A 24,118-nucleotide genomic window follows, 5' to 3' on the forward strand; every position below is an offset into this window, starting at 1 on the left:
GCGTGCGGGCCGGTGGGCGGGGCGACGGCGGCAGGGTGCGCGTTCTCACTGCTCCTCCGCGTGCGGGCAGGTGAGCCGGCGGGCGTGCGGCGGTCGGCCCCGTCCGCGACACCGGCCCCGGGCATGTGCGCGGTGCCGCGCGGCGCGGGGAGAGGGTCGGTGCGAGGTGGCCGGAAGCGTCTCCTAACCTCGAAGACGTGCTCAAAGTCCTGTTCTCGCAACGCATGCTGGCCTTCCACGCGCTGGTGCTGGTGCTGGTGCCCAGCTTCATCTGGCTGGGCTTCTGGCAGCTGGACCGGGCCGGGCAGCGCGGCGCGGCGGTCGACCTCCAGCAGTCCAACCTCGCCGCCGACCCCGTGCCGGTGGCAGAACTGTCCCGGGTCGGCGAGGACGTCGACCCCGACGACCGCTGGCGCACCGTCGAGGCCACCGGCACCTGGGACACCGAGCACGAGCTGCTGCTGCGCAACCGCGACGGCTCCGGGGGCGTGGGCTTCCACGTGCTGACCCCGCTGGTCACCGAGGAGGGGCCCGCGGTCCTGGTCAACCGCGGATGGGTCGAGCGCGGCGCGACCGCCCTCGACCAACCGGAGGTGCCGCCCGTGCCCGAGGGCGCCGTGGAGGTGGCCGGGCGCCTGCACTACTCCGAGACCGAGGAGAACACCGGACTGCGCAACCGCGACGACCTGCCCGAGGGGCAGATGATGATGGTCGACGTGGACCGGATCGCCGCGGACCTGCCCTACCCGGTCTACGGCGGGTACGTCGATCTGACCCGGCAGGACCCGATGCCGGACGCGGCGCCCGAACGGGTCGCCCTGCACGAGGAGGACGCGGGGATGAGCGCGTCCTACGCCGTGCAGTGGTGGGTGTTCGCGGTCGTCGCCGTCGGGGGTTGGGTCTTCCTCGTCCGCCGCGAGATCCAGGACGCCCGCGAGGCCGAGGCCGGGGCGGGGGAGCCCGGTGCCGCAGCCGGAACCGCTGGGGCGGCTGAGGCCGAGGACACCGAGGATGCCGAGGAGACCGACGGGGGTTCGGTGCGGAGCGGGACGCCGGGCGAGGACCCCGCTGCGACCGCCGAGACCGCAGGGACTTCTGGGGGACTTGCGGAGGCCGCCGGGGACTCCGGCGCGACCGTGGAGGGGGACGGAGACCCCGGCGCGACCGCGGGCACGGGCCGCTCGGGAACCGCCTGACACGGCGGCCGGACGGGAGCGTTCGTGCGCCCGGCGCCGACCGCGCACCGAAGCCTCGTGAGCGCCCGTCTTCTGGGAGGCTGGGGCCCATGAACGATGACGGTTATCCGGATCCCGGGCGCGTCGGGCGCCGCGCGGTTGACGCGACGGAGAGCGCCCGCGCCGGACGCCTGTGGTGGGACGGCGCGGCCGACGCCTACCAGGCCGAGCACGGGGCCTTCCTCGGCGACGCCGAGTTCGTGTGGTGCCCGGAGGGGCTGACCGAGGCCGAGGCGCGCCTGCTCGGCGATCCCGGGGACCTCCAGCGGGCCCGGGTCCTGGAGGTGGGCTGCGGCGCGGGCCAGTGCGGGCGGTGGCTGCGCGCCCAGGGGGTGCGCGAGGTGGTCGGGTTCGATCTGTCCTTCCGCCAGCTCCAGCATTCGCGCAGGATCGACGAGGGGACCGGGCACGCGCTGGCGGCCGTGCAGGCCGACGCCCAGCGGCTGCCGTTCGCCGACGCCGCCTTCGACGTGGTGTTCTCCTCGTTCGGGGCCTTCCCGTTCGTGCCCTCCGCCGACGACGCCCTGGCCGAGGCCGCGCGGGTGCTCAGGCCCGGAGGGCGACTGGTGTTCTCGGTGACCCACCCGATCCGGTGGAGCTTCCCGGACGACCCCGGCGAGGAGGGGTTCACCGTGCACCAGTCCTACTTCGACCGCCGCGCGTACGTCGAGGAGGACGACGGCGGCGACGCGGTCTACGTGGAGCACCACCACACGGTGGGCGACTGGGTGCGCGGGGTCGCCCGCGCGGGCCTGGTGCTGCGGGACGTGGTCGAACCGGAGTGGCCCGAGGGACTGGAGCGGGTGTGGGGCGGCTGGGGGCCGGTGCGCGGCCGGATGATCCCCGGCACCGCGATCTTCTCGGCGGACCGGCCCTGAGTCTCCCGAGGAACGGGCGGGGCGGCGCCCCACCGGGGCGATACGCGCCGCTGTCCCCCCGGGGCGGTCCGCGCGCACGCTTCGGCCGTTGTCGGCCGCGGCGGTTCCCCGGGGGCACGGCGGGCACCAGCCACACGCCGTTGCCGGTGACCCGGAAGACGTGGCCGTCGCCGTGCATGCGTCCGGCGGCGACGGTGAGGACCACCGGTACGCCGCGCCGGGCGCCCACCCGGCGGGCGGTCCCGGCGTCGGGGGACAGGTGGACGTCGTGCCGCCGCATCGGGCGCAGCCCCTCGGTGGTGATGGCGGGCAGGAGTCGGCCCACGGTGCCGTGGTAGAGCAGGGCCGGGGGCGTGCTCGGCTCCAGCCCCAGGTCGACACGGACGGAGTGGCCCTGCTGGGCGCGGACGCGGGCGCCGTCCGGGCTGAGGGCGAAGCGCCTCTTGTCGTTGGTGTCGACGACCTCCTGGAGGGTCGCACGGCTGAGGCGCACCCCGGCCCTTCGGCAGCCCGCGAGGAGTTCGTCCACCCCGACCCACCCCTGCGGGTCGAGCCGCACCCCCGCCCGTGCGGGGTCGTGGCGGAGCACGCGCGACAGGAACCTGGAGGCGCGTACGAGTTCTCTCTGGTTCATGGTCACGATGATCCCCGCCGGGCCTCCGGCGGGGCCAGGGCTTTTCGGTCGGATACCGGGGCGGCGACCGGATGGCGAAAACTCCTGGCGGGGGTGTGCGCGGGGGAGTAGGTTGCGTGGCCGGTGAAGGGAGGGGCGCGTGTCCCAGAGGTTGCGTCGTGTGTGGCAGGAGACCAGGGCCGCGTTCGAGAAGCAGGGTTACCGGGCCGAAGGCCGTGGGGTGGACCTGTCCGCCATGCTGGCGGCGATGCGCGAGGGGACGCGGCTCCACCTGCCCGACGAACTGGCGGAGGCGGCCGCGCCGGAGGGCGGGCGCGCCACCCGGTTCGAGGTGACCGGGGAGAGCACGCTCGCGGCCGCCGCCCGGCTGGCGGGTCCGGGCCACGTGGCGGCGCTGAACTTCGCCTCCGCGCGCAACCCCGGGGGCGGTGTGGCCAACGGGGCGCGCGCCCAGGAGGAGAGCCTGGCGCGGTCGAGTGCGCTGTACGCGTCGCTGACGCTGTGCCCGGAGTTCTACGAGCACCACCGTCGTGAGCGGAGCCTGCTCTACAGCGACCGGGTGATCTGGTCGCCTGGCGTGCCGGTCTACCGCGACGACCGCGGCGGTTGGCTGCCCGAGCCGCTGCCGGTCTCCTTCCTCACCTGTGCCGCGCCCAACCGGCGGATGGTGGAGCGCAACGGGCAGGAGGGCGCCGACGCCATCGCGCGGGTACTCACCGCGCGGGCGCGCGGGGTGCTCGCCGTCGCGGCCGAACACGGGGTCTCCCAGCTGGTGCTCGGCGCCTGGGGCTGCGGTGTGTTCGGAAACCGCCCGGACGAGGTGGCGCGGGCCTTCGCCACCCACCTGCGCGGGGAGGGCGACTTCGCGGGGGTGTTCGAACGGGTGGTGTTCGCGGTCCTGGACCGCGACGAGGCGGTGCGCGGAGCCTTCGAGGCGGTGCTGTAGCGCCGCGCCCGCCCGCTCAGCGGTCGTCGGTCGCCGCTCCCGACCCGCGGGCGGACCCGTCGGACCGCACGGGCCTCAGGCGATGATCCTGGTCGCGGCTCCTGGCTCCGCGGACGGGGCTCGCGGACCCGCTGGCGGGTATTCCGGGCCCGGAACACCCGCCACCGAGGAGCAGGAGCCCCCGCGTGACCGACGTCCGTGTCCGAACCGCCCTCCCCTCCGACCACCCGCGCATCGTGGCGGTCTGCGACGACTGGTGGGAGCGTCCCGTGGCGCACATCCTCCCCAGGCTCTTCCTCGACCACTTCCACACCACCAGCCTCGTCGCCGAGGCGGAGGGGGAGCTGGCGGGCTTCCTGGTCGGCTTCCCCTCGCCGTCCGTGCCCGAGGAGGCGTACGTGCACTTCGCCGGGGTGGCCCCGGAACACCGCAGGACGGGACTCGCGAACGGGCTGTACCGGCGCTTCACGGACGGGGCGCGGGAACGCGGGTGCACGGTCGTGCGCGCGGTCACGTCCCCCGCCAACGAGCGCTCGATCGCCTTCCACCGCGCCCACGGTTTCACCGTCACCGGACCGCACGCCGACTACGAGGGGCCGGGCACGGACCGGATGGTCTTCACCCTGCGGCTCGGGGCGTGACGGGGGAGGCCGCGGGTACCGGAGGGAAAGGCCGTGCCGTGGCCCAGGCGCGCGGATCCGCGCCGCGTATGATCCGGCTACCGGAAGCGGAGGAGGCACGGTGCGGCTCAAACTCGACCTGCACGACATCTTCAACAAGGGCCGGGACATCGACCGGGCCCTCAGCGACATCATGGACGAGGCCGAGCGCACCGGGGCCAAGAGCATCGAGATCATCCCCGGCAAGGGGTCCGGGCAGCTGAAGAAGCGGGTGCTGCGCTTCCTCGACCGCAAGGACGTCAAGGCCCGCTACCACCGGGTCGAGAAGGACTCCAAGAACTTCGGCCGCCTGTTCGTGCACTTCCGGCACTGAGCGCTTCCCACAGTGTCCTCAGCCCTCGGCCCGCCGGACGGTCTCGGCAACGGTGAGTTGTGTGAGACTTTGCCCCTCCGATCCCCGGAGCCCCTCTCATCAGGGAAGGAACCGAAGGGTGGTGCGTCGTCACGGAGAGGGACAGCGATGATCAGTACGGATTTCACACCCGGGTCTCCCTGCTGGGTCGAGGTCTCCTCACCCGACGTCGAGGCCACGGCCGCCTTCTACGGTCAGGTGTTCGGCTGGAGCTCCCAGACGCACATCCGGCAGATGGAGGGCTACAAGTTCCTGTGCGGTGACGGGCTCGCCGCGGCGGGGGTCAGCCCGGTCATGGGGGAGAGCGACCATCCCTCCTGGACGGTGTACTTCGCCGACTCCGGCATCGAGGACACCATCACACGGGTGGAGCGGCTGGGCGGCACCCTTCTGGTCGAGCCGTTCGACATCTTCGACCTGGGCCGCCAGGCACTGTTCCGTGACCCCCAGGGCGCCTCCTTCGGCGTCTGGCGGGGGGAGATGTACCTCGGCCTGGTGGGACGGATCAACAGCCTCTGCTGGGTGGAGCTGCGGACCACCGACGCGCGCGGCGCGGCCGAGTTCTACACCGGAGTCTTCAAGTGGGACCTCAGCCCGTTCGATCCGTCCCTCGGAGGAGGGGAGGTCGGCGGGTACACGGTCCTGCGCCCCACGGGTACCGGTGACGAACGCGCCCACGGGGGCATCCTGCAGGCGGCTCCCGAGGACAGGGAGTGGTTCGGCGGAGAGGAGGACTGGCACCCGGTGTTCGCGGTGACCGACTGCGAAGCCGTCGCGGAGAGGGTCGTGGCCGCGGGCGGACACGTGCACGCGAAGCCGGAGAACATTCCGGGCGTGGGACGCCGCATGATCTGCTCCGACCCCTTCCGGGCCGGATTCGTCCTGCTCAACTGGCCGCCCGGGTGATCCGGACGTCGCCCGGCCGGGAGCCCTCGCCCCAGAGGGGCGCGGGCCCCGGCCGGAACCCGGCGGCTACTGCCGGGACACCGCGGACGCGCCCCCGCGCAGGACGAACTTCTGGATCTTGCCGGTGGCCGTCTTCGGGAGCTGCTCCACGAACTCCACCCGAGTGGGCGCCTTGAAGTGCGCCAGGTTGTCGCGGGCGAAGGCGATCAGCTCCTCCTCCGTGGCCGCGGCGCCCTCGCGCAGGACCACGGACGCCTTCGGCGACTCACCCCAGCGCTCGTGCGGCACGCCCACGACGGCCGCCTCCAGCACGGCCGGATGCCGCAGCAGGACCCCTTCCACCTCGACCGAGGAGATGTTCTCCCCGCCGGAGATGATGACGTCCTTGATCCGGTCCTGGATCTCCACGTACCCGTCCGGGTGGGTGACCGCCGCGTCGCCGGTGTGGAACCAGCCGTCGCCCATGGCCTTCCGGGTGGCCTCCGGGTCGTTGTAGTAGCCCTTCATCACCACGTTCCCGCGCACGGTGATCTCCCCGACCGTCGTGCCGTCCCAGGGCACCTCGGCGCCGTCGGCGTCCACCACCCGCAGCTCGCCGGAGGTGATCAGCTCGACCCCCTGGCGTGCCTTGACGGCGGCGCGGTCGCGCGGGGACAGGCCGCCGTGCTCGGCGCGCGGCTCGCACACGGTGATGAACGGCGTGGTCTCGGTCAGCCCGTAGACGTGGGTCACGGTCCACCCGAAGCCGTCCTCCAGGCGTTCGATGGTGTCGGCGGCGGGGGAGGCTCCGGCCGTCACCACGTGCACGCCGGACGGAACCTCGCCGCGCACCTCCTCGGGGGCGTTGGACAGCATGATCAGCACGGTGGGGGCCGCACACAGCCAGGTGACCCCCTCGGAACGGATCAGCTCGTACACGGCGGCCGGGTCCATCGCGGGCAGGCACACGTGGGTGGCGGCCGCGGCGGTCACCGTCCACGTGTAGGTCCAGCCGTTGGCGTGGAACATCGGCAGTGTCCACAGGTACCGGTCGTCGATGCCGATCCGCAGGTGGAGCAGGGTGCCCACCGAGTTCATGTACGCGTTGCGGTGGGTGATCACCACGCCCTTGGGCCGGGCCGTGGTACCGCTGGTGTAGTTGATGGTCAGCAGGTCGGTCTCGTCGATCCCGGGACGGGTGTAGTCCGCCGTGGCCTGTGCGACGAGGGCCTCGTAGTCCTCCCAGCCGGGGCGCGCACCCTCCAGGGCGACGAACCGCTCCACGCCCGGCATCTGGTCGCGGACGCCGTCCACGGCGTCGAGCTGGTCGGCGTGCACGCACAGGACCCGGGCCCCGGAGTGGTTGACGATGTAGACGAAGTCGTCCGCCGACAGCCGGAAGTTGACCGGTACCAGCACCGCGCCGAGCTGCGGCACCGCGTAGAAGGACTCCAGCTGGGCGTGGGTGTTGGGGGAGATGTAGGCGACGCGGTCGCCCTTGGACACCCCCATGTTCTGGAGGGCGGAGGACCAGCGGTCGCAGCGGTCGAAGAACTCCTCGTAGGTGAGCCGGAGGCCACGGTCGACCACCGCCTCGCGCCGGGGGTGCAGTCTTCGGGTACGGCGGGCGAACTCCAGGGGAGTCAGGGCGAGTTCCATGGTGCCGGGTGCCTTTCCGCGTCGGTGATGGCGGGCGGTGGTCGGGGGCGGCGGAGGCCGAAGGCGGTCGCCCCACGACCACCATCACCGGGCGGTCGTCGACTGTCCAGCGTCGGTCGCCGGAAGTCGGTGGCGCTCAGAGCCCGAACAGCCGGGCGGCGTTGCCGTACAGGACGTCCCGCAGCCAGTCCTCGCCCAGGTCGAGCCGGGCCAGGGCCCGGAGCTGTTCGAGGTAGGGGTGGGGGATGTTCGGGAAGTCCGTGCCGAACAGGATCCGGTCCGCGACGCCCTTCAGGCGGGGTACCTCCTCCTCGGGGAAGGGCGCCCAGTCCTTGGAGAACTCGGTGAACACCATCGTGGTGTCCAGGTGGACGCGTTGGTGGTGCTCGGCCAGGTCCAGGAACGCGCGGTAGTCGGGGGCCCCGGCGTGGGCGATGACCGCGGTGAGCCCGGGGTGCGCGCGCAGGGTCTCAGCGAAGGGTTCGGGGCCGGTGAAGGGGCCCGCCTCGGGGCTCGAACCGCAGTGGACCACCACGGGTGTGCCCGCGTCCGCGAGCAGCCCCCACACGTCGGCCAGCAGGGGGTCGCGCGGGTCGTAGCGGCCGACCTGGAGGTGGGCCTTGAACACGCGGGTACCCGCGTCCAACGCCGCGGCCACGTAGTCGCGGGCCTCCGGCTCGGGGTAGAAGGTGGCGCTGCGCAGGCAGTCGGGGTTGCGGTCGGCGAAGCCGTTCGCCCAGTCGTTGAGCCAGGCGGCCATGCCGGGGCGGTGCGGGTAGGAGAGGGCGGTGAAGTGCTGAACCCCGAAGCCCCGGAGCAGGGACAGGCGCTCGTCCTCGTCGAAGCGGTAGGTGATCGGCCACAGGCCGCCGAGGGAGTCGAAGTGGGCCCACACCTTGCGCAGCACGTTGTCGGGCATGAAGTGCGTGTGGACGTCGATGAGCCCGGGGAGACCCAGGTCCTGCCAGACCGCGCGTACGGCGGCGGACTCGGGTCCGTGGTCGGGTGCGGACTCCACCGCGTGAGCGGGACCGGGTCCGGTTCCGGAACCGGTGTCAGTGGCGACGGTGGCTGTGGCGGTGGTGGCGGTGGTGGCGGTGGTGGCGGTGTCCGTCAGGGTGTCCGTCGCGGTGGCGGACCCGGCGGGGGTCGAGGCTCGTGTCACGCCGGAAACGATACGGGTAAGCGCTGGTCAGAGTCATGAAGACGCTCAGAAAGTCAGAAGGAGAACTCCGGTCACGACGATGGCGGAGGCGGCGACCCGTACCGGGCCGAACCGCTCCCCGAACAGCAGCGCGCCCAGCAGCGCGGCGAAGACGATGCTCGTCTCGCGCAGCGCGGCGATGCCCGCGACCGCGCCGGTCAGCTGCGCCCACAGCACGAGCCCGTAGGCGACCGCGCTGACCACGCCGCCCAGGACCCCGAACTTCCAGACCGGCTTGAGCTGGCGCGGGAGCGCGCCACGGCGGGTGAACACCGCCACCACGAAGAACACCGGTCCCTGAAGGGTCATGAGCCACGCGACGTAACCCAGTGGATTCTGGGTGAGGCGGACCCCGTAGGCGTCGACCACGGTGTAGACGGCGATGCTGACGCCGGTGGCGAAGGCCGCCAGCAGTGCCGGGAGCTGCGCGCGGCCGGGTCGGCCGCCCGCGAACACCAGCGTCGTCAGCCCGGCCGAGACGACCAGGACCCCGGCCAGGTCGGACGGGGGCATCGACTCGCCGAGGAGGATGATGCCGGTCAGGGCGACCACCCACGGCGCCGTGCCGCGCGCCATCGGGTACACCTGACCGAACTCGCCGGTCCGGTAGGAGAGCATCAGCAGGCTCATGTACAGCAGGTGGGTGACCAGCGAGGCGAGCAGGACCGGCCAGGCCTCGCGCGGCGGCGGCCCCACGACCGGGAGCAGGGGCAGAGCGGCGAGCATTCCGCCGAGGCCGATCAGGGCGAACCCGAGCAGGCGGTCGGTGATGGAGTGGGCGATCGCGTTCCAGCCCGCGTGCAGGAGCGCCGCGAGCAGGACCACGACCACGACCCACGGGGTCATGGGGTGGAGAGGGAGGAAGGGGAGGGTGTCCGACGGCGCGGGGGTGGAGGAGGTAGGGACAGGGAGGGCGTCCGGCAAGGCGGGGGCGGAGGAAGCGGGCCTGGGGAGGGCGTCCTGCGGAGCAGGCGCGGAGGAACCGGGGCAGGGGAAGGCATCGGGGGTGGAGAGGGCATCCGGCAAGGCTAGGCGGTTGTCCACAGGCCGGGGAGCGCGGGGTGGCACGGGGCCGCAGCGGGCATACCTGTCACGGGGGACGTGTTCCACGACGCGGAGGCCGAGCACCCCCATCAACAGCATGCCCCTCCCGGGAGCCGTCCACCACCCCACGGCCCCGCCTGTGGACAACCCTCCTGCGCCTGCGTCTACGCGCTTCGTTGCTGCCGCCGGAATGTCGCAGGCGCGTGTGAGTATCGGAGCCTGCCCAATCGAGGAGGCCCCATGTCGTTCCAGGCCTATCTGGATGCCGTCGAGGACAGGACCGGTCTGACCCCGCGCGCGCTCGTCGACCGCGCCAAGGAGAAGGGCTACGACGACCCTTCGGTCAAGGCGGGCGCCATCGTCCAGTGGCTGGCCGAGGACTACGGACTGGGGCGTGGCCACGCGATGGCCCTGGTCCACGTCATCAAGAGGGGACCGCAGATCAGCACCAAGCACGTGGGCACCACCGGTACCCACCGGGACGCCTCCACCGAACTCTGGCTCGACGGCAAGGCGACCAGACCGCAGACGGTCTGAGGCCGCGCGACCCTGCCCGGCCCGGAGCCCGGCCCCACCGGCACACCACCACCGCCACCGCAGGAGGTCCGGAACGGTCTGGTCGAGCGAGCCCGGAACTGGCCGAGTCTCGGTCCGGTCGGGTGTCCGCTTTGGCCCGTAGACTCGGCCCGGACGAGTACTTGGGTACACGGAGAGGCCCTGGGAGAGGGATACCCCAGGGCCTCTCTGATGTCCAGGGCCCCCGTGTCGGACGGCTCCGAGGATCGCGCCCCACTCGGAGCCGGGCAACAGGAAGTGGCCCTGCCCGGGGGGCTGGGAGTCACGCACGGCTGCGGTGCCGTCGCCCGCGTCGGCGTACTCCGGGAACTGGAGCGGGCCAGGGACGTACTGGAGCCCGAAGACGCGAAGATTGACAACGCACGACTTCCGACCGCGCGGGTCAGAAAGCCCCGTGGCCGAATTCGGCCACCTCCTCCGCATGTCCCGCGACGGCCTCCGACACCCTTTTCCGCCGTCGTCGCTGGCAGCCGTTCCCCGCTCCCATTCATCCCATCCAGCTCACCTTTCACACGGAACCCGGCACGCCCCGCTTCCCCCTCCCCGCGCGCACCGGCTCACACCGGACCGTGCCGCCCCGCACTGACTCGAAATCCGTGTTCCCGCTGTTCAGGGCGCATGAGAAGCCAGGAGAACAGCCACACGCCCCCCCAAGCCGTCCCTGTGTGACTACGGGACTACACCACTCCCGGAGTGGATTTTCCAGATGATCTCTACCGTGCGGAGTACAGAACCAACAAAGCTCACTAATGCGGGCAATGCGCGCATAATGACGGAATGAGAACCACACCCCTCGCCAGGTCCGCCGCGCGGTCCTGCGGACGGGGCAGTCGATCGCGATGACGGCGGAACAGGACCGCCCGTCCCCACCCCCCGCCTCCGGCCAGGACCCGCCGGCCGACAGCGCGGAGCGGTTCGTCCCCCTCGCCCGCAACCGGGACTTCCAGGTGCTCTGGACCAGCCGGTTCCTCGCGGGGCTGGGCAAGGAGAGCGGCGAGATCGCCTACCCCCTCCTCACCCTCCTCCTCGCGGGATCGGCGGCGCAGGCGGGCGTCATCGGGGCGGCCCAGGTCACCGCGGCCATGGTCACCGCCGTCCTCGGCGGTTCGCTCGCTGACCGGACCAACCGCCGCACGGTGCTGCTGTGCTGCGACCTCGGACGGCTCGCGCTGCTCTCCCTCTTCACCGTTCTCCTGCTCACCGAGAACGTCACGTTCACCGTCATCGTGGGCGTCGCGGTCGGCTCCGCCGCGCTGATGGGCGTCTCCAACCCCGTCGCGATGGCCTCCGTCAAGCAGCTGGTCCCCGCCTCGCAGATGGCCGAGGCCTCCGCCCAGAACCAGATCCGCCTCTTCAGCACCACCGCCCTCGGAGCGCCCTTCGCCGGAACCCTGTTCGGCGTGGGCCGGGTCTTCCCCTTCGCCGCCGAGGCCCTCGCCTACCTGGTGTCGGCGGCCCTGGTGCTGCTCATCCGCCGCCCCATGCAGGCCCACCAGACCGACGTGCCGGAACCGTGGACCCTGCGCGGAGCGGTCAGCGGGTTCACCGTGCTGGCCAGGCATCCGATCCTGCGGCCGATGATCTCGTGGATCGTCGGGTTCAACCTCACCTACACCCAGACGGGCGCCTTCCTGGCCCTCATCGCGACCGCCGAGAGCCAGGGAGCCAACCACCTCCAGATCGGGCTGACCGTCTCCCTGGCCGGGTCCGGAGGCCTGCTCGGCGCGCTGTGCGCCGGGGCGGTCATCAGGTGGGTGCGTCCTTCGGCCATCTTCCTCGCCGCGGCCTGGGCCGCGCCGGTGTGCGCGCTCGGGCTGCTGTTCGCACCCAACGTGATGCTCCTCGGGGTGCTGGTGGGCTGCGTGTTTGCCATCGTGCCCTGCGTGAACGCCGTGTTCTACGGTTACGTCGCCGCGTCGGTCAGCGACCGCCACCAGGGCCGCGTCCTGGGAGCCGTCACGTTCATGGCCCTGCTCTCCCAGCCGGTGGGCATCCTCGGCATCGGGGTGATCTTCGACCACGCCGGGCCCGCCTGGGTGTTCCTGACGATGGCGCTGGTCTCGGCGCTCGCCGCGCTGTTCAGCCTCTCCCCGGTCATGCGCGGCCTGCCCCGGCCCGAGGAGGTGGCCGTGGCCTGACCGCGGCCCCGCCCCCCGCAGGGGCCGAGCGGTCAGACCACGGCCGGTCTGGTGTCCGGACCGCCGCCCGAGGGGCGGCGAGAGGGCGGTCCGGCCCGGGAACCGGCGCCGGACGGTTCGGAGGAGTCCTGCGGCCAGCTCGGCGGCACCCAGTGAGGCGCCGACCGTGAGCAGCCCCACGACTGATCCGACGACGACCCGTCGCCTGTCGCGTGGCGGGGTGTTCCCGCGTGTCTCGGTGGTCACGTCGGTCATTCGGGGCCGACGCGGGGGTGGATGGGTGTTTCCGGAGAATTTTTTTCGATCCGGGTGAAGAAGTCCTTGACCTGCGACGACGTGGTGCCGTTGACCGCCGCCGGAGCGGTCCTCGTCGGCCGCCGCCCGTCCGGGAACCGTCCTGGGCTCCCGCGCCGACCGGACGCCCCCGCACGGGGTGTCTCCCGCCAGACGGACGTAACCCGCCAACAGGGGGCAGGGCGGTCGGTTCCGCCCCGCGCGTGCAGGAGGATGTTGCCCGTACGTCTCCTCAACGATCGGAGTTCCCCCACATGGCGAGGAAGTCGCCCCTACCCCTGGTCGCGCTGGCGGTCTCGGGCAGCCTCCTGCTCAGCGGCTGTACGGTCACCGAGGGGGTGTCCGACTGGTGGTCCGAGACGTTCGGAGACGCCTCGGGCCCGCCTGAGGTCAGGGAGGAGTTCCCCTACGTCCGCGAGGGCCGCATCTTCCAGGACACCGGTCGGGACAACGAGATGCGCTTCGCCGTCACCGGCCTGGAGCGCACCGACGACTACACCGTCATGTACTACGAGGTCACCTACCTCGACGAGTTCACCGGACCCAACCGGAACATGAGCATGGCCCACACCCTGGTCGACCCGCTCACCGGTCGCGTCTACCGGCAGTTCCTGGACGAGGAGGGCCTCAAGTACGGCTCCGAGAGCCCCAACCAGGACGGCCTCTACCCGGTCCACGACGGGGTCACCAACGAGTACGTGCGCTACTTCCCGCGCCTGCCCGACGAGGTCGGGCAGGTCACGTTCGTCGGCAGCGGACTCGGGGCCATGACCGGAATCCCGGTCGTGGACGTGGAGGAGGAGCGGGCCGACCCGCAGGACCCCAACGGGGCCGACCACCTCACCCCGGACGACCCGCCGCCGAGCGGGGAGAACCTCACCTTCGCCAACCGCCGCCCGGACGGGGACGCGGTGGCCGACGAGGGCTGGGTGCAGAGCTTCGTGGACTCCGAGATCGCCTCCACCACCCGTGACGGCGACCGGGAGATCATCTCCCTGCACTCCGACGTCATGTTCGAGTTCGACCGCTCGGACCTGACCTCCGAGGCCGAGGACGTGGTGCGCCGCGCGGCCACCAGCCTGGCCCGCAACGTCGACCCCGACGATCCCGTCATCACCGTCATCGGCCACACCGACAGCATCGGCGACGACGCCTACAACGACAACCTGTCGGTGCAGCGGGCCGAGAGCGTGCGCGACCTGCTCGCCGAGGAGCTGGGCACCGACTACACCCTCGAGGTGGAGGGCCGCGGCGAGCGCGAGCCGATCGCCCGCGAGGGCGGCCCCGACGACGACGAGGCGCGGGCGCGCAACCGGCGCGTGGAGTTCTCCTACGTCTTCAACACCACTGTGGCCGCCACGGAGGAGGAGGAGTACGACGACGACGGCCTGGGCGCCGCCCAGCGCAACGTCACCTGGCCCGCGCCCTACGACGACGACCCGGGGTCCGTGGTGGCCGAGGGCGAGCTGGACGGGGTGCGCCTGGAGGTCTACCCGCTGCGCCGCGACGGCGCGTACGTCATCGGCACCGTGGCGCTGACCAACACCACCGACGAGCCGACCATGCCCGACATGGGCGGGCAGGAGGCCATCCAGGCGGGTGGCCCCGAGCAGTTCAACAAGGGCACGCTCGGCGGCTTCCAGTTGCTGGAGCCGGAGAGCGGCCTGGTGCGCTACGTGGCCCAGATGGACTTCGGCGAGGGGCGCTACAGCAGCTTCGCCGAGGAGGTCCACACGCTCCAGCCCGACAACACCTACAGCCTGGTCGCGGTCTTCCCCGCGCCGCCGGTGGACGTGGAGGAGCTGACCCTGCGGGCGGGCCCGTTCGGTGAGTTCGAGGAGATCCCCGTGGAGTACTAGCGGGCTGGCCGGAACTGTTGCCGGTGTGAGGTGTGGGTTCTGGCCTGCGATGATCTTGTACTTATAGTCGATGTCGGCGCTCGAAGCTCGCTACAGGTACAAGATCACGGCGAAGAGAGCGGGACGGTGAACCCTTCCGATCACCGCACCGGGGGACACCGGAACCGTCCGGGAACACGCGAGGGGGCCGCCCACCGGCGGCCCCCTCGGTCGTTCGCGCCGCGGATCAGCCCCGGATGCGCTCGGCGGCCAGCATGACCACCCGCTCCAGGTCCTCGCGCGGCACCTCCTCGCCGTAGGCGATGGCGGTGACGTACAGCTCGTCGGGCAGCGCCAGGTACAGGTGGCGGCTGGAGCCGTCCACGGTGCCCACGTACTCCAGGTCGCCGCCCAGGGAGTCGGACTCCTCGGTGTGGTAGGTGTCCACGTCCACGTCGATGTCCACCTCCCAGTTCATCTGCTCCTGCTCCCCGGGCACCCGCACCACGTCCGGGTTGGTGCTCGGGTCGGCGTTCAGGGTGAACACCAGCGTGAACGAGGACGCGCCGGGCCCGGTGCTCCCGTCGCCGAACGAGCACACGACCTGCTCGGCGCCGTCGACACCCTCCACCTCACCGACCTCCTCGGTGAGCACCTGGCCCGGGGCCAGGTCGCCGACCACCTCCGCGGCACCGGCGGCCGCGCACGACTCGGGCAGTCCGTACTCCGGCGCGGCCTGCTCCGGCTGCTCCTCCTCCGGGCTGGGCGAGGCTCCGGCCGCCTGCTCGGGGACCTCCTCACCATCCCCGAAGGGCAGGTCCACGCCGTCTCCGAAGGACAGGTCCATATCGAACTCGTCGAGGTCGATCACGCCGAAGCCGACGAGGACGAACCCTCCGACGACGGCGGCGGCGACGGCCGTGCCCAGGCACGACAGGGGAGTGGACGGGATCAGGCGCATGGATGGCTTTCGGTCGGGGGAGCACCGGGGTCCGGGGTGGGGATCCGGCGGGGACACACGAAACCTAGCAAGTCCCCGGAGCGCTCGCGGCAGCGGTCGCCGCCCGCCTCCGATGACGGGTGCCTCCGCCCGTCCGGCTGGCGGGTCCGCGCCGAACGGGGCGGTGTGCCGCCGGCCCGGTCCGCCCGCGCCGCGCGCCTCGGCCCGGACACGTCGCGGCCCCGCCCTCCTTCCGGAGCGGCGGGGCCGAAGACGACCGGTGCGTCACATGTTGATCATGTGACCGGCCAGGCCGTGCACGGCCTCCTTGACCGCCTCGCTGAGCGTGGGGTGCGCGTGGATGTTGCGCGCGACCTCGTGCACGGTCAGGTCCCACTGCTGGGCCAGGGTCAGCTCGGGCAGCAACTCGGTCACGTCCGGGCCGATCATGTGCGCGCCGAGGAACTCCCCGTACTTGCCGTCGGAGAGGATCTTGACGAAACCGCGGGTGTCCCCGAGGCCGTGCGCCTTGCCGTTGGCCATGAACGGGAACTTGGCGACCTGGACGTCGAAGCCCGCCTCCCGCGCCTCCTTCTCGCTGTAGCCGAAGCTGGCGATCTGCGGCTGGCAGTAGGTGGCGCGCGGGATGAACCGGTAGTCGATCTCCTGGGTCTCGGCGCCCGTGATGGTCTCCGCGGCGACGATGCCCATGGCCTCGGCGGTGTGGGCCAGCATGAGCTTGGCGGTGACGTCGCCGATCGCGAAGATGTGCGGGACGTTGGTGCGCCCCCGGGAGTCGATGCCGATCGCGCCCCGGTCGGTCAGCTCCACGCCGGTCTTCTCCAGACCGTAGCCCTCCACATTGGGGGCGAAGCCGATGGCCTGGAGGAGCTTGTCGGCCTCCAGGGTCTGCTCCTTGCCGTTGCTGCTGACGGTGACGCGCACGCCCTCGCCGGTGTCCTCGACCGACTCCACGCGGGTGGAGGTCATCACCTTGACGCCCAGCTTCTTGTAGGCGCGGCCCAGCTCCTTGGAGACCTCCTCGTCCTCGGTGGGCACGAGGCGGTCGAGGAACTCCACGATCGTCACGTCCACGCCGTAGTTGGCCAGGACGTAGGCGAACTCGACGCCGATGGCGCCCGCACCGGCGATGACGATGCTCTCCGGCAGGGTGTCGGTGAGGATCTGCTCCTCGTAGGTGACGACCCGCTCGGACAGCTCGGTGCCGGGCAGCAGCTTGGTGGAGGAGCCCGCCGCGATCACCGCGTGGTCGAAGGTGACGGTCTCGGTGGTGCCGTCCTCACCGCTGACCTCGACGGTGTGGTCGTCGGTGAAGGTGCCCCGGCCGTTCAGTTCGGTGATCTTGTTCTTCTTCATCAGGTAGTGGACGCCCTTGACCCGGCCCTCCGCCACCTCGCGGCTGCGGCTGTGCGCCTTGCCGAAGTCGAACTCGACCTTGCCGTCGACCTTGATGCCGAAGAAGTCGGCCTCGTTCTGGAACAGGTGGGCGAGTTCGGCGTTGCGCAGCAGCGCCTTGGAGGGGATGCAGCCCACGTTGAGGCAGACCCCGCCCCAGTACTTCTCCTCGATGACGGCGGTCGTCAGGCCGAGCTGGGCGGCGCGGATGGCGGCCACGTAGCCGCCGGGGCCCGCGCCGAGAACCACCAGATCGAAGTGTCGCTGTCCCATGACGGGATCTCCTTGAGTGTGTTTGTGACGCACCCAGCGCAGTCGGCTTGCCCGGGTTGTCGGATTGCCGAACGCCAGCCTAGCCGGGTGCCCCCGGCACGTGGGTGACCAGCCGCTTCCTTCGCGGCACTTTCCGTGGAAGCGCCTGCTCACAGCGGGTTCCGCGTGCTCGGCGGCGGGAGATCCCGGCCCGCGGTGTCAGCTCCGCGGGTCCTGTGCCGTCCCGTTCCCCTGTGCCGCCTCGTCATCCTGTGCCGCCTCGGCGCCCTCAGCGGCCTCGGACCCTTCGGAGGCACTGGCCCCTTCGGCGGCTCGGGCCTCCTCCGCGGCCACGGCCCTCTTCTGCGCGCGGTTCTGCTTGAACACGGGGACAAAGGCCATGACGACGACGATGCCCAGGGTGAACCAGAGGGCGTACCTGTCGACCAGCAGGACGATGTCGACACCGGTCTGGCCCGCCGCGTAGCCGACGGAGGCCACGGACGCGGTGAGGACCAGGGCCCCGAGGGCGTCCAGGAGGAGGAAGGGCAGCAGGCGCATCCCGGTCCAGCCCGCGACGACGAGGACGAGCACGGTGGGGATGCCCGGCAGGTAGCTGAGGACGAGCGCGACCGGCATGATCCACGGGCTCATGTCCTGCGCCCGGTCGGCGAAGCGCTGCGCCCTGTCCCCCGGCGCGATGAGGTTGACGAGACCGCGGCCCCAGCGCCTGCCGACCCACCAGAACAGCCAGTCGATCTTCACCTTGCCGACGACGCCCGCCACCACGACCAGCCACAGGGGGATCTCCCCGATCCGGGCGAACGCCGCCGCCGCGCCGATCGCCGCGTTGCTGCCGGTGACGAACTCCAGCAGGACCGGGTGGTTGGCGATCAGGAAGGGCTTCAGCGGCGTCAGCGCCATGAAGAAGAGGGGAACGCCGACGAAGGCGGCCATCAGAGCCTTGTCCTGCCGGGTCGCCCTGCCCTTCCAGGGCTTGATCGCGCGCAGGGCGGCCCGGGCCTCCTCCTTCTGCGCCTCCTTCTCGGCGGCCTTGCGCTCCTCCGCGGACAGGGGCGCGTCGTCCGCGCGCGGGGAGTCCCCACCGGCGTGCGCGGTCACGGACTCGGACGCGGGCTCTGAGCCGGACTCCGGTCCGGATCCGGACCCGGCGCCCGGGCGGTCGTTGTTCACTGTCGTCATACCCCCAAGCTTGGCTGACCGGGGAGGTCCGCCCCCAGACGCAGGAGTCACCGGGTCGGTGTGAGAGCCGTCGGGGCCGCGGCATGACACCTGTCATACGGCGGCACCGATGCCGGGCCGGCGGGACCGAACCCGTGCCCGACCCGTGACCGTACCCGGTCCGCGGCCGGGAGCGTCCTCCTCGGTACCACGGGTCGCGCTCAGTCGGAGGAACCGGGCGGCGCGGGCCACTTCCAGCCCGGAGCCCAGGCCCAGCTGTCCGAGACTCCCGGCGGCATGGGCGGCAGCAGACGGGCGCCGGGGCGCTTTCCGTCCCCGGAGTCCCCGGATTCCGCCGCGTCCGCCGCATCCTCCGAGTCCAGGGGGCGGGCCGGGCCCGCCGTTCCCCGGTCCTCCGGGGCCTCCGGCCGCCCCCACGCGCCCAACGGGTCCTCCGAGGCCGCGGGGTTCCAGGGCTGGTCCCGCTCCTCCTGTCCCGACTGCTCCTCGGGTTCGGCGGGGGTCCAGGAGTCCAGGGGTTCGGGGCTCCGCCAGGCGCCCAGCGGCTCGGCGGAGCTCCAGGAGTTCTCCGACGCCGCCAGGGGCCAGGGCTGGGCCTGTTCCGTCCGCTCCTCGGGTTCGCCGGGGGTCCAGGAGTCCAGGGGTTCGGGGCTCCGCCAGGCGCCCAGGGGCTCGGCGGGCTCCGCGGTGCTCCAGGCGTCATCCGACCGGGCAGGACCCCAGGACTCTGGTCCCTCCGCCGGCCCTCCTGACCGCCAGGGCTCCTGCGGACCCGAGAGAGGGTCCGAAAGCGGGTCTGAGAGCGGGTCCGAGAGCGGGTCTGCGAGTGGGTCCCCGGCCCGGGGGGCCTCCGGCGGTTCCGGACGCGTGCGGGAGGGCAGCGGGTCGGCGGCCCACGGGTGCGGTTCGGGCGCGTCGGTCCCGGAGGGCTCGCCCCGGTCCTCCGGCGAGGTCCCCCACGGCTCCGGCGGGGACTGCGGTTCCGCGGGCGCGACGCCGGCCTCCCCGGGGGACAGCCCGTCATCGGCCTCCGGGTCCAGCGACCGGAACGAGGCCGACATCGGTCCCGAGTCCACCTCGGCGAAGTGGGCGGCCACACCGAAGTGACGGGGCGCCTGCGTCCGGTGGGTTCCGGTCTCGTCGTGCTCGATCGGCGGCGCCATCGGATGGCGCACCGAACCGGCCAGGTGGATCCGCGTCCACCACACGGCCGCGTCCTCGTGGCGCAGCTCCTCCAGCACCTCCAGCGATCCCGGGATGTGCTGGTGTCTGCGCCCCGCGTGCCAGGATTGGCTGAGCGACTGCGGCTCCAGCACCAGCACCCGCGTGCCCTCGACCAGCGGGATGTCCCCGGGGTAGGCCTCGTTGCCCACCCACGTGCCGTCGCCGCCGACCAGGTCCCACTCGCCGCGCACCACGTCCGCCAGCGGGTCCACCGGTGCGTCCAGGCACGCGGCGGTCCACCGGGGGTCGGGCCGGGTGCCGGGCACCAGCCGTCCCTCCTTGCCGATCAGCGCGTCCGCGAGCAGCGTGTGCAGCTGGAAGTTGTCGCCGATCCCGTCGAAGCGCACCCGGAAGCCCCGGCGCGAGGTCCGGTCCAGCACCAGGAGCGTGCCCGCCTCCGCCATCCGCAGCAGCTCGTTCACCTCGACGAACTCGCTGAGCTGCGTGGACAGCGCGTGCACGATCTGGGTCAGCCCCTCCAGGGCGCTGGAGTCGGCGCGCACGGCCGCCCGCACCTCGGGGTCGCCCAGCATGGCCTTGGCGGCCAGCCCGTAGCGCAGGGACGTCCACCAGCCCACGGTGGCCAGCGGGGCGTTGTCCCCGAGGACCTCCTCGACGCGCTGCTCGTCGGCCGCCGACACGTCGTTGGGCGCGGGCAGCTGTCCGCCGCCGGTCTTGTCCCACGCGTGCATGAAGGCCACTGCGGCCTGACCGTAACTTCCGAGCTGGCGCAGTACCTCCAGTCCCACCTGTCCCGCGGGCGCTCCGGCCTCCACGAGGGCACCGGCCAGGACGGCGAGGTCGGCCGCGATTCCGGCGACCGGTTCACTGTCGCCCAGAACCGGGGCCAGCGCCTCCATGGCGATGGCGAGTTCTTCGACGGGCACCTGGGAGGACAGCCGGAACACGTCGTGCACGGCCGCCGGAAACGCGGGTGCCTGGCTGGCTGCGGTGTCGAGCACGCGTTGGAACGCGGCACGGAACTCATCGGTCACCTGTGAATCCTTCCATACCCACACGTAGTGTCCGTGGTCCGGTCACATGCGTCGAAGCCGGGCACCGAAAGAACTCCGGCAAAACGGACTGGTCCGTGTGTGCCAGGGCGGGCGGCGGTCAGGCGGGTGCCGCGAACCGGACCTCGTGCCCGTCGCGCTCCGGCGCCAGGAAACCCAGCAGCCGCAGCCCCTCGGCCTCCGCCTCGTCGCGGTCGGCGGCCCCGAACGGCCGGAACGGCGTCACCTCCACGGCCGCCCTCCCCCTGGTGCGGACCACCTTCCAGGAGCCGCGCACATCACCGTCCACGAGCACCGTGGCGGGCGGCATCCCGTTGCGGGAGGCGAGCCGCCTCAGGTCCTCGGCGGAGAGCATCCGGCTGCGATCGGCGTGGCCGCGCAGCACGTTGTCGAAGTCGTAGAGGAAGCGGACGGGTGCCGGGACGTCCGGACCGGGGCGCGGGGCGTCGGGGAGGTCGAACAACTCGGCGCCGTCCTCGCCGCGCAGGGCCACGAGCCGCTCGCGCAGGCGGTCGACCACCGCGCGCAGCCGGGTCAGCCCCGACCACGCCTGAACGTCCTTCACGGTGGCCGGTCCGAACGCGGCAAGGTAGCGCAGCACGAGCGCCTCCGGGTCGGGCTCGGCGTCCATGGGCAGCCCGGTCCAGGTGTCGGCGGGGGCGAACGCGGGCGGCCCGGAGGAGCCCCACACCCCGCGCGGGGGGATCTGGACGACGGGCAGCAGGGAGCGCACCACGTAGGCCAGGTCGGCGCCGGGAATCCCGGGCCACCGCTCGGCCAGGTGCGTGCCCAGCTCGCCGGAGGTGAGCGGCTCCTTCACCAGCAGGGCGCGCCCGGCGTCCACCACGGCGTCCAGGTCGATCCCGGCGGTGGCCCTCCCGTGGCTGCTGTGCGCCAGGCCGCTGGCGATGACGGGCCGGACCGTGGGGCGCAGTGCGCGGAAGTCCTCCGGGGTGACCAGGTGCAGGGTGCCGCGCATGAGTGTGGCGCGGACGAGTTCGCCGTCGGTGAGCTGGCGGCCGACGTCCTCGGGGGACGGGGCCTCGATCCGGTTCTGGAGCCCGACGTACCAGGTGTGCGTGGTCTGCGCCTGGAGGCCTACCAGGTGGGTGACGACCTCGGTCACCGGCCGGTCCACGCGCTGGAGGAGGAACTGGCGGGCGAGGGTGGCGCGGTTGAGCGCGCGCCGGGAGAGGACGGTGTCGGTGGCGGCCATCGCTCGGTTCCTCCAGGATTACCGGTCAGTGGGGGGTCACACTACCCACCGGCTCCGACAGGGCGGGGGCCGCGCGCGGGGCGGCCCGGTGCACCCCCAAGCGGCGGGCGGAGCGGCGGCTCCTGTGTGGGGGACCCCACTCGACGGACGGTCCGTGGGACGACACTACAATCCGCAACGGACATAACGCCGTACACCGGAGGAGTGCCCATGTCGTGGTCCGAGCAGTCGCGTGTCCGGTTGGAGAACGAGCACGTGCTGCTCACTCCCCTGGTGGAGACGGACCGCGAGGGATGGCGTGAACAGGCCATGGACTCCGATATCTGGACGCACTTCGTGGCCCGTGTGGACGACGAGGCGAGCTTCGTCCGGTTCTTCTACTCCTACCTGGCCGCCAGCGACGGCGGCCAGCGCTCCACGTTCACCATCACCGACAGGGCGAGCGGGCGTATCGCGGGCAGCATGAGCTACGGGCACATGTCCGAGCCCGACCTGCGGCTGGAGGTCGGCAGCTCCTGGCTGGGGCGCGACTTCCGGGGCCGGGGGGTCAACCACTGGTCCAAGTACCTGCTGCTGCGGCACGCCTTCGAGGAGATGGGCGCCGAGCGGGTCGAGTTCAAGACCGACGTGCTCAACGAACGGGCCCGTCGCGGCCTGCGCTCCATCGGTGCCACGGAGGAGGGGGTCCTGCGCAGCTACAACGTCATGCCGGGCGGGCGCCGTCGGGACGCCGTGTACTACTCGGTGCTGCGCAACGAGTGGCCGGACGTGCGCGAACGCCTGGAGGAGGGCCCGCGCTTCCGGTGAGGCCGGTGTTCACGGCGGGGCCCGCCTGCCCGGTTTCCCTCCGGTTGGACGGGAGGACCGAGCGCGAAGACGTGGTGATCCACCGTTGGTCTCCGGCGAGCACACGGGCGGCGGGGGTGTCGGCGGAGGAACGGGGAGGCGGCACGGAGGCGGAGGGCCGCCTCCGGCTGGCCCGTGACAGGCCCTGGACCGTGGCTGCGCGCGCCAGGGCCCGCCACTGTCAGCGTCCGGGCGCCCTGGTGTCAGACGGCGCGCTCGTCGACGCCGATGGCGCCCACACCGCTGCTGTAGATGGCGCACTTGCCCTGGGACTGGCCCGAGGACCCGGGCGACAGCGTGACCCAGTTGCCGTTCACGTCCGGTGCCCAACCGCAGACGACCACGGCCCGGAACCTCATGGTGCGGTCGCTGGGATTGGTGCAGAAGGCGATGCCCACGTCGGGATCGTTGTTGTGCGTGAAGGTGTCGCAGCGCAGCACCATGGCGGAGGCCGGCACGGGGGTGAGGAGGGCGCTGAGGACGACGGCCGCGGCACCGGTCGCCAGAGCACGCCTCAGACCGGAGAAAACGGACATGTTTTTCCTTCCAGAGAGGGCAGGACCCAGAGTTCCACAGTCATCACGCACCGTGGCAAACGCTGGTGTTTCCTCTCCGGAAGACGAGGAACCCTCGCCCTCGTTTTTCTCGTTACCTGGCCAGCCAGGTTTGTGCCGCATCAGCGCAGAGCCGCGGCGCGACACGGGCCCGCTTCGGGTGGACCGCGCACCCGGGATGCTTCAGCACGGCGGGGCCCGACCCGCGGGGCGGCCGGAACCGGGTTCCGGCGGAGGCCGGTGGCGGGGCCGCGGAGCGGGAGGAAGAGACCACCTTCAACACCGCCCCCCGGTGTCACGGGCGGCTCCCGTCCCCTGGGAGCCGCCCGCTCCGTCGGCGCGGGCGGGGTACGGGTTCCGCCCGGGGAGGGAACCGTTCTCCCCCCGCGGAAGTCGTAGGTCCGAAACATCCCTCGTTCCGCTCACGACCCCGACCGGGAAGGCGTCTCCCCCGTGAACCCCTACGCTCCCGCACCCCCGATGCCCGGCCCGCTCAAGGCGGTCCGCGTCATCCTCATCATCAGGATCGTGCTCGCCGTCATCCTCTACTCCCTCTCCCTGCTCGGCCTCCTCGCCGTCGCCGGTCTGCCCAGCGCGCAGGTCGAGGCGGAGATGGGCATGGGGGTGGGCGGGCTCGCGGCCATCCTGCTCTACGGCCTCGCCCTCACGGCCTTCGAGGTCTACGTCGCCGTCGCCCTGGGCAAGGGCGGGGCCAGGGCGCGCAACCTCGTGCTCGTGGTCGTGGGCCTGGGATTCGCCAGCGCGCTCCTCAACCTGCTCACCGACTCCTCCAACCCGGCCCTGGGCATAGTCCTGATGGCGGTCATCCTGATCCTCATCCGGACCGAGAGCGCCCAGGAGTGGTTCCGTGTGACCGACCCCGGCTACCAGCCCCTCCCGGGTGGTCACTCCGGTCAGGGCGGTCACTCCGGCCAGGGCGGTTACCCGGGCCAGGGTGGCTACCCGGGCCAGCCGGGCCCCGGCGGGTACCCCGGCCACGGCGGCTCCCCCGACCAGACGGGCCCCACCGGTCACTGACCGGCCCCGCCGAACGCCGCCCGATGACGGGCGGGACGTCCGTGGGCGCGCTC

Annotated in this window: 20 protein-coding genes and 1 pseudogene; 11 read left to right on the plus strand and 10 right to left on the minus strand. The window is 72.2% G+C overall.

Annotated features, from left to right (window positions below; genetic code table 11):
- Nucleotides 1-197 precede the first annotated feature (197 nt).
- Together FYW99_RS00085 and FYW99_RS00090 are read left to right on the plus strand one after the other, a co-directional pair.
- On the plus strand, nucleotides 198-1,196 hold the full coding sequence (locus tag FYW99_RS00085; protein ID WP_150248494.1) for an SURF1 family cytochrome oxidase biogenesis protein: 999 nt from the start codon (nucleotides 198-200) through the stop codon (nucleotides 1,194-1,196).
- Nucleotides 1,197-1,285: 89 nt separating this feature from the next.
- The gene (locus FYW99_RS00090; protein ID WP_150248496.1) at nucleotides 1,286-2,113 is read left to right on the plus strand and encodes a class I SAM-dependent methyltransferase; all 828 of its coding nucleotides are present in this window, start codon (nucleotides 1,286-1,288) and stop codon (nucleotides 2,111-2,113) included.
- 109 nt (nucleotides 2,114-2,222) lie between these two features.
- On the opposite strand, the pseudogene FYW99_RS00095 reads toward FYW99_RS00090, so the two are convergent.
- Nucleotides 2,223-2,747: pseudogene (locus tag FYW99_RS00095) on the minus strand (RNA 2'-phosphotransferase); the annotation flags it as partial.
- A 139-nt stretch (nucleotides 2,748-2,886) separates the two neighbouring features.
- Between FYW99_RS00095 and FYW99_RS00100 the strand changes: the two are divergent.
- The 4 genes from FYW99_RS00100 (at nucleotide 2,887) to FYW99_RS00115 (ending at nucleotide 5,631) form a co-directional block, all read left to right on the plus strand.
- Nucleotides 2,887-3,693, plus strand: coding sequence for a TIGR02452 family protein (locus FYW99_RS00100; RefSeq protein ID WP_190394497.1), 807 nt, complete (start codon nucleotides 2,887-2,889; stop codon nucleotides 3,691-3,693).
- Between the two features lie 185 nt (nucleotides 3,694-3,878).
- A complete protein-coding gene (locus FYW99_RS00105; RefSeq protein ID WP_150248501.1) occupies nucleotides 3,879-4,334 on the plus strand; it encodes a GNAT family N-acetyltransferase in 456 nt (151 codons plus the stop codon).
- Between the two features lie 100 nt (nucleotides 4,335-4,434).
- A complete protein-coding gene (locus FYW99_RS00110; protein WP_017563476.1) occupies nucleotides 4,435-4,686 on the plus strand; it encodes a Smr/MutS family protein in 252 nt (83 codons plus the stop codon).
- Nucleotides 4,687-4,833: 147 nt separating this feature from the next.
- Nucleotides 4,834-5,631, plus strand: coding sequence for a VOC family protein (locus tag FYW99_RS00115; protein WP_150248504.1), 798 nt, complete (start codon nucleotides 4,834-4,836; stop codon nucleotides 5,629-5,631).
- Nucleotides 5,632-5,697: 66 nt separating this feature from the next.
- Here the strand turns inward: FYW99_RS00115 and FYW99_RS00120 are convergent, their stop codons facing one another.
- The 3 genes from FYW99_RS00120 to FYW99_RS00130 all read right to left on the minus strand — a co-directional run bounded on the left by FYW99_RS00120 (nucleotide 5,698) and on the right by FYW99_RS00130 (nucleotide 9,319).
- Complete coding sequence (locus tag FYW99_RS00120) at nucleotides 5,698-7,269, minus strand: long-chain-fatty-acid--CoA ligase (RefSeq protein WP_150248507.1); 1,572 nt, start codon at nucleotides 7,267-7,269, stop codon at nucleotides 5,698-5,700.
- Nucleotides 7,270-7,405: 136 nt separating this feature from the next.
- Nucleotides 7,406-8,434, minus strand: a complete 1,029-nt coding sequence (locus FYW99_RS00125; RefSeq protein ID WP_150248510.1) for an amidohydrolase family protein — start codon at nucleotides 8,432-8,434, stop codon at nucleotides 7,406-7,408.
- Between the two features lie 45 nt (nucleotides 8,435-8,479).
- Nucleotides 8,480-9,319: an EamA family transporter gene (locus FYW99_RS00130; RefSeq protein ID WP_150248512.1), complete on the minus strand. Its 840-nt coding sequence runs from the start codon at nucleotides 9,317-9,319 to the stop codon at nucleotides 8,480-8,482.
- Nucleotides 9,320-9,757: 438 nt separating this feature from the next.
- Here FYW99_RS00130 and FYW99_RS00135 point away from each other — a divergent pair, with 438 nt between their 5' ends.
- From FYW99_RS00135 to FYW99_RS00145, 3 genes are all read left to right on the plus strand, one after another.
- Nucleotides 9,758-10,054: a DUF4287 domain-containing protein gene (locus tag FYW99_RS00135; RefSeq protein ID WP_150248515.1), complete on the plus strand. Its 297-nt coding sequence runs from the start codon at nucleotides 9,758-9,760 to the stop codon at nucleotides 10,052-10,054.
- An 878-nt stretch (nucleotides 10,055-10,932) separates the two neighbouring features.
- Nucleotides 10,933-12,231: an MFS transporter gene (locus tag FYW99_RS00140; protein WP_150248518.1), complete on the plus strand. Its 1,299-nt coding sequence runs from the start codon at nucleotides 10,933-10,935 to the stop codon at nucleotides 12,229-12,231.
- Nucleotides 12,232-12,779: 548 nt separating this feature from the next.
- The gene (locus tag FYW99_RS00145) at nucleotides 12,780-14,384 is read left to right on the plus strand and encodes an OmpA family protein (RefSeq protein WP_150248521.1); all 1,605 of its coding nucleotides are present in this window, start codon (nucleotides 12,780-12,782) and stop codon (nucleotides 14,382-14,384) included.
- Nucleotides 14,385-14,610: 226 nt separating this feature from the next.
- Here FYW99_RS00145 and FYW99_RS00150 read toward each other — a convergent pair whose 3' ends face one another.
- The 5 genes from FYW99_RS00150 to FYW99_RS00170 all read right to left on the minus strand — a co-directional run bounded on the left by FYW99_RS00150 (nucleotide 14,611) and on the right by FYW99_RS00170 (nucleotide 21,627).
- Nucleotides 14,611-15,324, minus strand: a complete 714-nt coding sequence (locus FYW99_RS00150; protein WP_150248524.1) for a hypothetical protein — start codon at nucleotides 15,322-15,324, stop codon at nucleotides 14,611-14,613.
- A gap of 264 nt (nucleotides 15,325-15,588) precedes the next feature.
- Nucleotides 15,589-16,992, minus strand: coding sequence for a dihydrolipoyl dehydrogenase (gene lpdA, locus FYW99_RS00155; protein ID WP_150248527.1), 1,404 nt, complete (start codon nucleotides 16,990-16,992; stop codon nucleotides 15,589-15,591).
- A 198-nt stretch (nucleotides 16,993-17,190) separates the two neighbouring features.
- On the minus strand, nucleotides 17,191-18,174 hold the full coding sequence (locus FYW99_RS00160; protein ID WP_223838590.1) for a VTT domain-containing protein: 984 nt from the start codon (nucleotides 18,172-18,174) through the stop codon (nucleotides 17,191-17,193).
- A 200-nt stretch (nucleotides 18,175-18,374) separates the two neighbouring features.
- Entirely contained in the window at nucleotides 18,375-20,393 is a 2,019-nt protein-coding gene (locus FYW99_RS00165) for a hypothetical protein (RefSeq protein ID WP_150248530.1), read from the minus strand.
- A 118-nt stretch (nucleotides 20,394-20,511) separates the two neighbouring features.
- Nucleotides 20,512-21,627, minus strand: coding sequence for a winged helix DNA-binding domain-containing protein (locus FYW99_RS00170; protein WP_150248533.1), 1,116 nt, complete (start codon nucleotides 21,625-21,627; stop codon nucleotides 20,512-20,514).
- Nucleotides 21,628-21,837: 210 nt separating this feature from the next.
- On the opposite strand from FYW99_RS00170, the gene FYW99_RS00175 reads away from it, so the two are divergent.
- Nucleotides 21,838-22,434, plus strand: coding sequence for a GNAT family N-acetyltransferase (locus FYW99_RS00175; protein ID WP_150248536.1), 597 nt, complete (start codon nucleotides 21,838-21,840; stop codon nucleotides 22,432-22,434).
- 242 nt (nucleotides 22,435-22,676) lie between these two features.
- On the opposite strand, the gene FYW99_RS00180 is transcribed toward FYW99_RS00175, so the two are convergent.
- The gene (locus tag FYW99_RS00180) at nucleotides 22,677-23,009 is read right to left on the minus strand and encodes a hypothetical protein (protein ID WP_150248539.1); all 333 of its coding nucleotides are present in this window, start codon (nucleotides 23,007-23,009) and stop codon (nucleotides 22,677-22,679) included.
- A gap of 471 nt (nucleotides 23,010-23,480) precedes the next feature.
- Between FYW99_RS00180 and FYW99_RS31620 the strand changes: the two genes are divergently transcribed.
- Entirely contained in the window at nucleotides 23,481-24,065 is a 585-nt protein-coding gene (locus FYW99_RS31620; protein WP_190394498.1) for a hypothetical protein, read from the plus strand.
- The last annotated feature ends 53 nt before the right edge of the window (nucleotides 24,066-24,118 follow it).

The sequence above is a fragment of the Nocardiopsis deserti genome (genome assembly GCF_008638355.1).
GTDB classification, from domain to species: domain Bacteria; phylum Actinomycetota; class Actinomycetes; order Streptosporangiales; family Streptosporangiaceae; genus Nocardiopsis; species Nocardiopsis alborubida.